Source organism: Candidatus Clavichlamydia salmonicola (genome assembly GCF_015356765.1).
GTDB lineage: Bacteria > Chlamydiota > Chlamydiia > Chlamydiales > Chlamydiaceae > Clavichlamydia > Clavichlamydia salmonicola.
In genome coordinates this window covers 1-13210 of the sequence record NZ_WTCQ01000011.1, presented here as the reverse complement: position 1 = coordinate 13210, position 13210 = coordinate 1, and the positions used below count along the sequence as shown (strand labels likewise).

General features: G+C 29.7%; 10 protein-coding genes and 2 tRNA genes. 4 read left to right on the top strand and 8 right to left on the bottom strand.

Features of this window, described 5'->3' with window-relative positions:
• Window positions 1-188: 188 nt before the first annotated feature.
• From CLAVI_RS05210 to CLAVI_RS05200, 3 genes are all read right to left on the bottom strand, one after another.
• Window positions 189-3401 (bottom strand): hypothetical protein, encoded by a 3213-nt coding sequence (locus tag CLAVI_RS05210; protein ID WP_194844539.1) that lies wholly within the window; start codon window positions 3399-3401, stop codon window positions 189-191.
• Between the two features lie 651 nt (window positions 3402-4052).
• Window positions 4053-5987 carry a hypothetical protein gene (locus CLAVI_RS05205; RefSeq protein WP_194844538.1) on the bottom strand — a complete coding sequence of 645 codons (1935 nt, stop codon included), beginning with the start codon at window positions 5985-5987 and terminating at the stop codon, window positions 4053-4055.
• A 154-nt stretch (window positions 5988-6141) separates the two neighbouring features.
• Window positions 6142-6918 carry a tRNA 2-thiocytidine biosynthesis TtcA family protein gene (locus CLAVI_RS05200; RefSeq protein WP_194844537.1) on the bottom strand — a complete coding sequence of 259 codons (777 nt, stop codon included), beginning with the start codon at window positions 6916-6918 and terminating at the stop codon, window positions 6142-6144.
• A gap of 119 nt (window positions 6919-7037) precedes the next feature.
• On the opposite strand from CLAVI_RS05200, the gene CLAVI_RS05625 reads away from it, so the two are divergent.
• The 3 genes from CLAVI_RS05625 to CLAVI_RS05185 all read left to right on the top strand — a co-directional run bounded on the left by CLAVI_RS05625 (window position 7038) and on the right by CLAVI_RS05185 (window position 7684).
• The gene (locus CLAVI_RS05625; RefSeq protein WP_323744737.1) at window positions 7038-7469 is read left to right on the top strand and encodes a YecA family protein; all 432 of its coding nucleotides are present in this window, start codon (window positions 7038-7040) and stop codon (window positions 7467-7469) included.
• Window positions 7470-7509: 40 nt separating this feature from the next.
• A tRNA-Thr gene (locus tag CLAVI_RS05190) sits at window positions 7510-7582 on the top strand.
• Between the two features lie 19 nt (window positions 7583-7601).
• Window positions 7602-7684: transfer RNA gene (locus CLAVI_RS05185), tRNA-Tyr, on the top strand.
• Between the two features lie 101 nt (window positions 7685-7785).
• Here CLAVI_RS05185 and CLAVI_RS05180 read toward each other — a convergent pair.
• The 4 genes from CLAVI_RS05180 to CLAVI_RS05165 form a co-directional block, all read right to left on the bottom strand.
• Entirely contained in the window at window positions 7786-9114 is a 1329-nt protein-coding gene (locus CLAVI_RS05180; RefSeq protein WP_194844536.1) for a coiled-coil domain-containing protein, read from the bottom strand.
• A 319-nt stretch (window positions 9115-9433) separates the two neighbouring features.
• The gene (locus tag CLAVI_RS05175; RefSeq protein ID WP_194844535.1) at window positions 9434-9604 is read right to left on the bottom strand and encodes a hypothetical protein; all 171 of its coding nucleotides are present in this window, start codon (window positions 9602-9604) and stop codon (window positions 9434-9436) included.
• A gap of 93 nt (window positions 9605-9697) precedes the next feature.
• Window positions 9698-10141 carry a hypothetical protein gene (locus tag CLAVI_RS05170; RefSeq protein WP_194844534.1) on the bottom strand — a complete coding sequence of 148 codons (444 nt, stop codon included), beginning with the start codon at window positions 10139-10141 and terminating at the stop codon, window positions 9698-9700.
• A 29-nt stretch (window positions 10142-10170) separates the two neighbouring features.
• Window positions 10171-11097, bottom strand: a complete 927-nt coding sequence (locus tag CLAVI_RS05165; RefSeq protein ID WP_194844533.1) for a 5'-methylthioadenosine/S-adenosylhomocysteine nucleosidase — start codon at window positions 11095-11097, stop codon at window positions 10171-10173.
• 356 nt (window positions 11098-11453) lie between these two features.
• Between CLAVI_RS05165 and CLAVI_RS05160 the strand changes: the two genes are divergently transcribed.
• Window positions 11454-12146: an ATP-binding cassette domain-containing protein gene (locus CLAVI_RS05160; protein ID WP_194844532.1), complete on the top strand. Its 693-nt coding sequence runs from the start codon at window positions 11454-11456 to the stop codon at window positions 12144-12146.
• 84 nt (window positions 12147-12230) lie between these two features.
• Here CLAVI_RS05160 and pgl read toward each other — a convergent pair whose 3' ends face one another.
• On the bottom strand, window positions 12231-13049 hold the full coding sequence (gene pgl / locus CLAVI_RS05155) for a 6-phosphogluconolactonase (protein WP_194844531.1): 819 nt from the start codon (window positions 13047-13049) through the stop codon (window positions 12231-12233).
• Between the last annotated feature and the right edge of the window lie 161 nt (window positions 13050-13210).

Here is a 13210-nt window from a genome sequence, read left to right as displayed (position 1 = left end):
CTAAAATATGGTTAATTAGAGAAGTTAGTTTTTGAATTTTTAAAAAATTTAGTGGATGAGATACTTCTTTAATAATAAAAGCAGAAGAATTTTTTGATTCGGATGTGCTCAGATAATCTAATGTAAAATAAGTCATAATAAGATTTTGTTAATTATTAATTTAAATAAAAAATACAGTTAATGCGTTATCATATTTTTTTTGATAAATTATCGTCAGCTTCTTTTAATATTTTTTCAAGTATATGTGGGCTTGATTTTAATGGTATATATCCATCTAGTTGTTTAGTAATAAGCGAAATAACTTCTTCAATAGCTTGCTTTGGACTACCAATGAAAGGTGGAAAAAGTAAATTTGGGTATTGTAATGGAAGAAAAAAAAGCATTTCATGAAAAGCTTCATGTAAAATTTTTAGCATTTCTGGTTTCAGAATGCGTTGAGATTTTTTTGTAAATGGCTCTAGATATTCCATAACTGGCATGTTTTCTACATCTTTGATATTGCATAAAAATTTTACTATTTCTACAGTTTTAAAAATGGATTTACGGGCGTAAAAATAAGACATATAGTCGTTTATTTCTTTATTTTTTAAAATATAACTAAAAGTATAAATTTGAGGAATGTGTTCTTCACTAGTTAATTCAATGATAAATAAAGGTATTCTAGATGTTTTTATACTAAACGAGCTACTGTTTACAATTGTAGAGGTTGAAAGTTCAATAGAGGGATTTAAATGCAAGTCTTTTTCTTGATGAAAAGTTGTTGTTTTTTTTGCTTTGGAGTTGGTAATAAAATTTCTTAATTTAGAAAGTCTCTTGTTTACAATTGTAGAGGTTGAAAGGTTAAAAGAGGGATTTAAATGCAAATCTTTTTCTTGAGGAAGAGTTGTTTTTTTTGTTTCTTTAGAGCTTCTTAATCTACGAGGGCTATTATTTGTACTTGTGTACATTAGATCAGCAGGCCTTTTTAAGCACCTTTTTTTCCTTTTAGCAGGAATTGGTTTTTTTTTAACTTGAGATTTATGTACATGGGTTTCTAAATAGCTAATAGTAGTATCTGTGCTTGTAGTGGTTATGTTGGAGTGAGGATTTAAATCACTGTCTTCTTTAGAATTAATAATATCAGCATTTGTTGGTTTAGGTATATTTTCAGAGGGTTCTAAATGGCTAATAGTAGTATCTGTGCTTGTAGTGGTTATATTGGAGTAAGGATTTAAATCACTGTCTTCTTTAGAATTAATAATATCAGCATTTGTTGGTTTAGGTATATTTTCAGAAGGTTCTAAATGGCTAATAGTAGTATCTGTGCTTGTAGTGGTTATATTGGAGTGAGGATCTAACTCCCAATCTTCTTCAGAAGGAAGAAGATTTTTGCTTATACTGGTTATATTGGAGTAAGGATTTAACTCCCAATCTTCTTCAGAAGGAAGAAGATTGGTGCTTATACTGGTTATATTGGAGTAAGTATTTAACTCCCAATCTTCTGCAAAAGGAAGAAAATTTGTGCTTATACTGGTTATATTGGAGTAAGGATTTAACTCCCAATCTTCTGCAAAAGGAAGAAAATTTGTGCTTATAGTGTTTATATTGGAGTAAGGATTTAACTCACTATCTTGTTGGGAAGTAAGAAGAGCTGCATTTGTTTCTTGAGGCATATTTTTAGAGGGTTCTAAACTGCTAAGAGTAGTATTTGTGCTTATAGTGTTTATATTGGGGTAAGGATTTAACTCACTATCTTGTTGGGAAGTAAGAAGAGCTGCATTTGTTTCTTGAGGCATATTTTCAGAGGGTTCTAAACTGTTAAGAGTAGTATTTGTGCTTGGAGGTGTTATGTTTTGATAAGGATTTAATGCGCTATCGTCTTCATAATAATAGAGGTTTGTATTTTTTGGTTCAAGTATAGGTGCAGATTTTTGTAAATCAATGGCTCTTTTGTTCATTGTAGAGGCTGAAAAATCTAAAGGAAAATGTAAATTTTGTTGTTCTTCAGAAGGATAAGGTGCTGTATTTGTTGGTTGAGGTGAAGTATTGATGGATTCCATGTTGTGGAATGAAGTTTCTTGCAGTGCAACGTTTGGTGTAGAATTAGATGAGGATGAAAAGGATGTATTAGCAGTTGTATAGTCATATGATTCTAAAAAATCATCAAGGCACAATATTTGAGATATAGGGGATACAATAGAAGATGTGGGTAGAGTACTTGTTGATTTCATGTCATAGGAAGAATGTGCTGGTTGAAAAACGTTTGATTTAGAGGTGGATGGAATTTCATATGGAAGTGATGTATTTGTTAGGTATTCATATGATTTTAAAAAATCATCAAGGTATGTTGTTTGAGTTGCGAGTAAAGTAGTAGGAGATGAAGATGAAAAGGATGTATCAGAAGCAGTGATGTTAAAAGGGATTATTTGGGGATGAATAGTTGGTTTTTGTGCAGTTATAGCAATAGATGATTCAGGTGAAATATTGATGGACTCCATGTTGCAGAATGAAGATTTTTGAGGTACAACGCTTGGCATAGCATTAGGTAAAGTAGTTAGATATTCAGTTAAAGTAACGCTCAGGTTAGAATGGGAAAGAGCTTTATTGATGGTTGTTATGAGATCATAATGTTTTTTTGATAATTTTAATTTTTCTTGATCACAAGCAACTATGGAAAGAAGAGATTTTTGTTGAATTAATAAACTTAATAATTCTTTTAATGAACGAATATGTAATTCATTATCAGTAAGATTTAATCCATCTACTTGATTATAATAAAGAATATATATGTTGTTAGTTAGAACAAAATCAATTTTAGAATACAATTCTCTGAAATAATCCATAAGATGATTAATATTTTTATTTTCTAAAATAAAGCGATGTTTTTCTTCTATTATTTTAATTATAGGAAGATGATACCAAAGAAATGGTGGCGCTATTTGTTCTAAGGACGAAGGCTCAATATTATTAAAAGGAGTGGAGGATATTTTTTTTTGCTTACTATTACTGTTATCATTAGATATTAGTGGAGAACCAGGTCGTTTTTTTGATTTATCTACTTCAACAGCTATATTAATATCTTTAATCCATTCTTCTTGCTTATCACATTGATCTACTGTGTCTTGCAATTGTTTTATGGCAAAATTATTTTGTTGAATTGAATTTGATTCATATACTTGTGATAATATTGATGAAATTACACTTTTAATAATTGATAAACTATTTTTCTTGAAATCTTTTTTTAAATAGAATTGAAAAGGGATGCTTTTGCATTGAAGACGATTTTTTATGATAAAAAGGGATAAATTATTTAAAGAAATAATTTTGTCTAAATTAATGGGTTCATTTATTTCTTTAACAGTAAAATAAGAATTGGCATTTGTTGATAAAGATATAGGACAATCTAAAGTAAAATAAGGCATAAAAAAATATTTGAAAATCAAAAATTTGTGCTATAGTATCGTTTATGTTTTTTTTATACATCAATTATTAATTTAAAATATTCTGAAATGATAGAGTATGAAAATTTAAAAAAAAGACTTAATCTTTGTTATTAATTTTTTTAAATCTAGAAATAGTTAAAACTTGATAACTATCGTTATAGACAATACCTGTATGTAAAGTTAATGGTGCTGTAGAGTTACCTCATCCTTCTTTTGTAATATTTGAAATAGAGAAGGAGAATTTTTTTGAATTAAGTATATTGAATAGTAAGATGCATTTCTTTATTCGATAATAAGCATAGCAAAGACATTTTTTTATTGAGTGATTGTGAAATGATTTTTAGGAAGTGGCTATATAAAGATATAGATGCATCAGCATTTTTATGATGAAAGTCACTTAGTGAGAAAATAATATTATTAGCTGTTGTTTTTTCTAATATAAATTGTTAATGATTATAGAAAAGGAGTGCTTAACAGAGAAATTAGTTAAAGCTTCTTCTAGGATTGCTTTATTGAAACGATGAAATTGCATGTTCATTAAGATTATCTATGGTAAGCATTGTTGTTTCTAAAAAAGGTGATTCAACTATCGAATTAGAAAAAAGTCCTTCTGTTTTTAATGTTTTTTAACTAATTAAAATTTATATTTTTTTTAAATATTTCTTCTAGTATAGAATTTGTGACCTTAGGTAGAGGGTGAGGTTTAATAGCATTAGTTACTTCTTGCAAAGCGTCATTTAAGTTCAATTGTAAAAGGGTTAAATTTTTTGAAGGAAAAAGCTTTGGGTAATAAGTGTTTGTAAAATAAATGCTATCTGATATTCCTTCGTATAAAAGTAAAAGCATCTTTTCTTTAGTAAGTTTTTGACTTTTGTGCGTATAAGGGGTTCTAAAGCGTAGATCAAGATTATCATCATTGTTCAATGCGCATAAAATTTTAGTATCTTCATTTAATTTTTTTATCATTTTAAATAGATAAAAATTTCCACGTTTCTTATATGGATAGTACTTATGTAAAGAATAAGTTAAAATATAAGTTAATGTTTTTTTAGTAGGATCATCAGAGCGTTGTGATTTTGCTAACTTGATAGAAAATCCAGGTAAAGTAGTATTTTTTGTCTGATGCGTGGTTATTTTTTTTCTAGGTATCTTTAATTTATCTGAAAGATTTTTTTGATGTAACTTGCCTAGGGAGCCATCATCTAAAACAGTTGGTAATGATAATGTGAGATTATTTGCTGTTATTTCAATGGAACGTATTATCTCTTGTAGCTCAAGAGATAAGTCTTTTTTTGTTAAAGTTTTGTATATTTCAGGAAAATATAAATTATAATAAAAATAATTTTCTTTCAATCCTATATAAATTTCTTTTAAATATTCATTTTTAGAATTAATATTATTAAGGACTGTTTTTTTATTAAAAATAGGGCAGGACAACACTCGAGAGAATGGTTCATTTAACAAAGTTTTAGCATTCGATAAAGTTTTAATCAAAAGAAGTTGTAATGCGTTTAACAGTCGGTCCTTGCGGGAATTTTTTTTAGTGATATAACTTAAAGAGTATTGAATATTTTTTTTGCTTTCATATATCTGGATAGAAAATATATGAAGGGTGGTAGGTTTGTTAAATATTTTTTTATAATCAGTAAGATTATTTGGCTCTAAGATTAGTATGGAATCCTTGATTTCTTGATTAATTTTTAGAGCGTTTTTATTAATAAATTTTAAAATTTCTTCATCATCCAAGCTAGCGCAAATATCGTTTACAAGATTAGTATATTTTTCTTTTATGTTAAGGCGATCTGTAGGATCAGAAGGAAGGATAATAAGGGCTTCTTGCTCCTGAAGCAACTCTAATAGCCTAATAAGTGATTGATGGTGTAGATGATGGGTTAAATAAGAGATCTGCTTAGGATTTTTGTAGTAAATTTTTTCTTCTAAAACAAATTGAATTCCTTGGTAGAGATGATAAAGATAGGGTGTAATATTTATGATAGTTTGATTTTCTATGGTAAACCTATTGCTTCTACTTAAAATATTAATAACAGGCAGAGAGTATGCCAGAGATATTTTTTGATCTGGAATTTGCAATACAGATAGTTGCTCTTGCAAAAGAGGTAAATTTTCTGTAGACAGGCTTTGTTTAGGTTGAAGTGCATTTGTTGTGGAGGGGTTATTCATAACATATGGATCATCTACAACCAAAGGGAAGGGTTGCTCAAAGAGCGTTATATTGTGTTTAAAATGAGCTAGTTGAATTGAGTATTCCATTTCTTGAATGATAGCTAAATCATTAGTAGGTAGAAAAGAGGATTTTAATAACTTTAATATAGGAAAAAGCGCTGTCTTTAGGATATGGATAGTATTATTATGGAGTGATTGATCTAGTAAAAAAGTTGAAGGAACAGTCATACATATTAGTTGATTACGAAGAATTTTTTGGACAATTTTGTTTAAAGCATGAAGTTTTTGACTGTTTAATATTTCTGGAGTTTCTTGGATGTTAAAATATGGAGCTGTATCTGCTACAGAAGGGTTGAAATAATTTAGTGTAAAATAATGCATGAAGATGTAAGACCCCAGAAATTAGTTAGATAAAATTTTGTCTTATTCAATTTCTATCTGCAAAGTAATCTTGTAAAGTCAGGCCCAAAAGACCTATTAAATAGGATGATATTATTCTTTATCATCTTTATTAAGTAAAAAAAAAATTACTAGCCTAGGTTGTTTCTTTAGAAGTTTCTTTTTGATAATAACCACGTTCACCTTTTCTAGATCCATATATCAATCCAGCAGAAGCAACATTTTTTCTTACATGTGGAAAAACAACAGATAAGTCTGATAGCAACATATCTGTACGTTTTCTTATAGAAAAGACAGGACATTGGCAGGTAGTTCTAAGGAACCCATGTTCTTTAGCAAATTTTTTTACTTCATTTTCTGATACATAAATAAGCGGGCGAATAATTCTGACTCCATAATCTGCTAGTGCTAAATTAGGTAATAATCCAGCAAATTCGCCTTTATGGAAAAGATTCATGAGTAAGGTTTGAGCGCTGTCATCTCGATGATGCCCAAAGGCAACAACATTAGCGCCTTCTCGCCTTGCTGCAGAAAAAATTAATCGACGTCTATCTCTAGAGCATCCATAACATTCAAGTTTTTCAGGATCATAAGTAGAAGTTTCTGCAAAAAAAGGCACATCTAAGTTGTTACAGATATTTTTTAAAAAATTTTTATTTATCCCAGATCCACAAGATTGTTTGCCATCTATATGAATAGCTATAAGATCACAATTAGGGGTGCCACGTCCAAGGATTGTCTTTAAGAAAAAAAGTAAAGAGAGACTATCTTTACCACCACTTAAAGCAATAGCTATTTTATTAGCATCTTTAATCATATCAAATTCATAAAGAGCCTTTCTAATCATGCTCTCTATACGTTTGCCATGACGTGACCATGGAGGTTTAGCAGAAGGTAACTCAATGTGATTCATAGACGTTTGTTAGTTATAAAAAAAAGTCATTTTTTTTTGATAATTGACTTAAAGCATAATTGTTAGTAAAATCGCTCTCTTGGAGGGCGGTTGCAACAAATCCGACTTGTTATATGGCCATGAAAGAAAAAACTAACAGAAATGATCCATGTCCTTGCGGTTCTGGAAAAAAGTATAAGCAATGCTGTCTTTTAAAAAAACAACAAGAACAGCAGCCTGCAAAATATGGGCATGATGGAAAGCTAAAGTTTACAGCACAGCTAGCGTCATCTGGATTAGAACGGTCTTTAAAGGTATTTCAAAATTTCTCTTCTCAAATTCAACAACAAGTAGAAGAAGCACAAAATAAAAATCGTATTAAATCTAGCAATCAAAAAGCAAATGAAACATTGATGCCTAATAATGAATCTTCAGGGTTATTTCAACATAGCTTTCAAAAAATGCAAGATGTAAAAGAAGAAGAGCCAGAATTTGTTCCAACATCTATAGATTTTAGAGTCGATAACATAGAAAATAAAGAAAATATCTCAAAGAATGATAATCTATCTTGAGTATAAAAGTTTGCTTTTGTTATAAAGACTGATTGTTTCTGCCGGAGTAGCTCAATTGGTAGAGCGCCCGACTTGTAATCGGACGGTTGAGGGTTCAAGTCCTTTCTCCGGCAGATGTTTTTTTGTCTTTATGGGGGTGTCGCATAGTGGTCAATTGCATCGGACTGTAAATCCGACTCCTCAGGGATACGTTGGTTCAAATCCAGCCACCCCCATATTTTGACATTTTCTGCAGCATTAACTTTTCATTTTTTATGCTGAATAAATCTAAAGATTTTCTTTTTAATTATTTTTTTCTAAAGTAGATTATTTATATTTAAACTAAACTTTCTTGAAGTTTTTTAGATTTATATTCTTCAAAACTTTCACGTAATGAGCAAAGTATTTCTAGTATTTCTTTATTATGCCCAATAGAACTTTCTGTTCTACTAGTTAAAGAAGATTGTAATTTTTCAAAGTGTGTTAAAAGAAGAGTTAAGCGTTCGATTTGTTCCTCATTTTTTATTAAAAGTCTTGTTTGCACTTGAATACACCCTTTTAATTCTGATGAAGAATTGTTTAAGGAAAGATTTTCTTTTCTTAGTATGAGTAATTCTTTTTGAAGATCATCTTTTTGCTGTTTAAGCATGTTGCACATTTCTCTTTCTGTTGATCGAACACTATCACTACACCATTGTTCAATCATTTTAAGAAAACTTTGTAAGCTATTTATGGCTTCTTTTAGAGATTGTTGCTGATTTGTAAATGTTTTTGATGAAGAGCTTAATGACGTATCTATAAAAGTTAATGACTTAACAAGGTTGTTTAATTCAGCACCTCTTTGACGTATTTCTTTTTCATCTTTTGATAATAATTGCTCTATACTTTGAAGAGAAAAATTAAGCCCTTCAAAGGAATGCATTTGACTGTTAAAGCCTGATTCAAAAGATTGATGTATAGCGTGTAATGTATTTAATTCATTGTGTAAAGAAGTAATTTTTTCTTTTAATTGATTATTAATTTCTTTTAAATTCTCTTCAGTGGATTTCATATTCAAACAAGTGCTTTCTAAATCTAAAACATGGGCTTTTAAAGAAGAGGTTGTTGTGTTTAATGTTTCGTTAATTTCTTTTAATTTAACAATTTTTTCTTCTAAATCATTATTTCGTTCTTCTAGTCGATCAACATTTAGATGAAGGTCTTTTTTTGTTTGTTGTAAGTTCTGATTTGTTGTCTTTAAAACATTTAATTCTTCTTTGAGTGATTTTTCAGTAATCTGAAGATTAACATTTATTGTTTGTAGCTCTGTATTTACTTCATTCATTGCAAGAAGATTGTGTTCCATTTTTTGTTCATTTTCTTGAGATAGTTTTAAAGATATTTTAGCCTGTCTTAAGAGTTGCTCTACAGACATACGTCGTACAGCCATATATCCTAGAAGAAAAGAAAAACCAACAATTAATGTAGCTAGTACTCCTACAATAGGGTTAGCCATTATTATTCCCATGATAACTAACGCTAATCCTAATAAGCCTACTAGAATAGGTGCAGCTAAATGACAAGCCCACTCACAAGAGCATTTATTGTTCTTAATAGGAGGTTTTAAAAGCAGATTATCATTTATAACGCTGAGATTGCTAGCACCAGGAAGTATTTGAATAGCCATATAACAATATAAAATTAAGAATAAAAGTTATTATTATAAATATATTTTGTAATAATATCAATTAAAAATCTTTTTTTAATCACATAATTTATGTGTGAAAAATAAATAGATTGGATCATTAACAATGATTTTTCTTAATAATGAGTTATTAATGCTTTAGCATTTGCTTCTATTGCGAGCAAAAAGCAGTTCTTGCTGCTTCTCGCTATTCTGGATTACAATAAGTAGAATTACCAAATAATAAATTCATTTTAAGAACGTTTAACTCAAGTACCTGACATAGAATAAAAATATTTTTTTATGACAGATTAGTAATTATTCAACTAAGAAAATCGATAACATCATTATTGAGTCTTGGGCCATATTTTACGCGTGTATGATCTTCAACTTCTTTTACAATAGGGAATCTCGTTTGTAATAAATAATCAGGAAAATTTAGTAAATCATTATTTTGTTTCCAAGATATGCCCTGGACTTCTTCATTAAACACAGGGAGTTATTTATATATTTATTCCATTAATTTGATTTTTATCTAAATTATCAAGAGGAGATGCTTCTTGATTAGGATTTATTTCTAATGAACTCAGTAATTTTTGCATGGCGGTGAAAAAAATGAAAAAGGTGTAGATAAGGAAAAAGAAACAGAGTGTAGAGAAAAAGGAGAAGAGGCTACAACTGTTGTCATTTCATCATCACGAAGAAAGCTTTCAGTAAGAGACTTTATAGAGATTACAGAAGGTTTTTTTTCTACGATGTCTTTTTTAGAGGGGATTAGATCATTGGTGTTAACGATTGTCTTTCTTTTGATGATACATAAAATAATTAAGCTAGTAATAGAGGTAATACAATAAATACAAGATAATGATCCAGTAATAATGGGGTTAGGAAGGCAACAGGCTAAAATAAGAAAAATAGCCGAGCAAATGCCGGCTATTATAGATATAGTTAATAATGTTTGTTTGCAGAAAAGTGTTTTTTTAATTAAAAGAGTTGTTTGTTTATCATTACCAAATAGAGAAACAAACATTGTTAATCACCATTTCATTAATATTATTATTATAGAGAATTAGCTGCTATATTATTTTCTAAGTAAAAATAAAATTCAAAAAGAATCTCTCTCAGCATAGCTCCTGCTAATTCAGAAACTAAAAAACTATGAGAATAGTTAAATCCTTTAGAGTCACATTGGTCAGAAATAATGCGAATACAACCAAATGGTACAGCGTATTCATAACAAATTTTTGCCATAGCACCTGTTTCCATGTCTACGCAGTAAGCAGAGGTGTTTCTCGTTAATTCCTCAGCTTCAGTTCTTGTGCCAATTTGTTTATCTCCAGATGTAATTGGTCCTTTAACCATAATAGAATCATAAATTCCAAAATCTTGAACAAAGGCTTGTACAGATAAGTCATAATTATTTAAGAAAATACTACCAGCATCGTTTAATATTTTTAATAATAAAGGATCAGATGGATATACTGGGGGAGTAGCAGAGTTGTCTAAGCCTTTATTCTTATAACCCATTTCTACGTCGTATTGAGAAAATGAGGTCCCTACGCATAGGTCTCCTAAAGTTAATTTTGAAGATAATGCTCCAGCTGTACCAGCAAGGATAATGGCATCAGGATGAAAATCATTAATTAGTTGTACTGCTACACCTGAGGCAGCACTTTGTCCCCAGCTACTCATTACAAAAACAGTAGAAATATTTCCTACTTTTCCCATGTAGTATTCTCTTCCACCCTTAACGACTACAGAATTAATTTCAGAAAAAAATAAATTTAAATCTCCAATTTCTCTGGGATCAGCGCAAACTACTCCTATCAGTACATTTTCTCCTTTTTCTTTTAAAACATCAGAAAAAGATGTTGTAGGAGTAATGGCTAAGTTGGCAGGAAGATCTGCTTTTAAGTGTTTAGGAGTGAACAAAAGACCCAAACAAATAAGAGCCTCAAAAAACACTTTTTTTGTAATTTTATTCATGAAATATACCTTTGTTAAATTATTTTTTAATTCAGAATAAAAAATAATCTCTTTTATATTAAGGTGAAAAAAGTTAGAAAAGTGCTTATAATGCATCATGCATCAACAGAGAAGGGAAGAAATTCTTTTAAGGTTAGGTGCATAGATAATAAAATAAATACGTACCTTTTTTGAAAAAAAATCTAAAAAGATTTTTTGTCTGATAGGTGTAGAATTGATTATTTTTTTGAATTAGTCACATCTTATAAGAAGTGTATTATATAGAGATTCATATAGATTAATAAAAAAAAAGATGTTTTTGATTCTTGAATTCATTATCTTTTTGAGAAATTTTTTAAATTAATAGAATAAGCATTATGAGCATCTCTCTTCAAAACATCTGTCTCCATTTAAATGGACACAATATTTTAAATGATATCTCTCTATGTATTGAAAAAGGCACGTTATCTTTATTTTTTGGAAAAAGTGGATCAGGAAAAACTTCTTTACTTAGAACATTATCAGGTCTTAATCAACCATCTACAGGGAATGTGTTGAAGCACCCAAGTAGCGCACGCATAGGATTAGTATCTCAAACTTTTGACTTATTTTCACATATGTCTGTTAAAAAAAATTGTATTCAGCCTCAAAGAATTGTTTTAAAAAAATCTTTGAAAGAAGCAGAAGAAAAAACTTTAGAAGTTTTACGTTTATTGCACATGGAAAAATATGCTGATCGTTTTCCTGATACATTATCAGGTGGTCAAAAGCAGCGCGTGGCTATTGCTAGAGCGTTATCATTAGGAGCTTGTGTTTTACTCTTTGATGAGCCTACATCAGCACTTGATCCTAGTTCTGTTGGAGTATTTATGGATCTTATTAAAAATTTAAAAAAACAGGGCTTAACTATTGTTATTTCTAGTCATGATATGTCATTCGCTTCTATACAGCCAGATCAGATTTTTTTAATGGAAAATGGTAATTTGATAGATAGTTTTAAACGCTTAAAGGATGGTAAATTATCACCTTGTTCACTTTTATTTAGATATATCTATCCTAATGGTTTATAAGTAATAATAAATATTATTTTTCTTTATAAAAAGGCGAGCATTTTTTAAGAACTTATTCGAAGCTCGCCTTCATAGAGAAGATTTTTAATCTTCATCAGATAAAAGATCTTCCTCAGGCATCATATCTTCATCAGATACAATGTGTTCAACAGAAATAAGATGCTCAATTTCAGATGCAGCTTCATCATCTATAATCCAGTTAGCAGGTGTTTGGGCTGTACCTATACCTAAAATAGGATATTGTCTTTCATCAATAGACTGCAAAACCTTAGATAAAGCTTTACCTTTTTCTTTTCCAAAAATATAGATGGTAACAGCAAAAGCACAGTTAATACATGGGAATGTTAATGTCATTCTATTACCTTGGACTGGACCAATGTATCCACCAGCAACATCAGTTTTAGCTTTTAAAAGAGAAGACCCAGGAAATAGTGAAGCTGTATGACCATCATCACCCATACCTAACATAACAAGATCAAAAACTCCATCTGGAACCCATTCATGAATAAGTTCTTCATAAGCTTCTACATTGGCTTGAAGGTCTTTTTCAGCTTTCATACGAAAAATATGTTGGGGTAATATTCCTAAAGATTTTAATCCACCAATTTCTAAAGCATTATGATAATTGCTATCTGGACTAGTTGGTTCTACACCACGCTCATCACTCCAAAATAAAAGAATTTTTGTTGGATCTGGTCTTTCTTGTTCAGTTAGATCTTTTAGTAATCTAAACAATGCTAAAGGTGTTTTTCCTCCAGATAAAGCTACTGCAAAAAAGCCTCTTTCTTGAATAGCAGCATGCGCTTGTTCTAACCATGTGAGTAAAGAAAATGAAATACTCTCTTCATAATTTCCTGGAAAATAAAATCTTTTATATTCATCAAATTGATAACTTTTTACCATGATTTCTACGCCTTATTGCATATGTTATTATTTGCCCAACAGTCTATCTTTTTATTAAAAATCTTTAAATCAAAAGCTCATGTATAGGCGTTAGCTTTAGGGTAAATGTATTGAATAATAATAAATTATTTATATCTATAAATCTTTAAAATATATTTGAT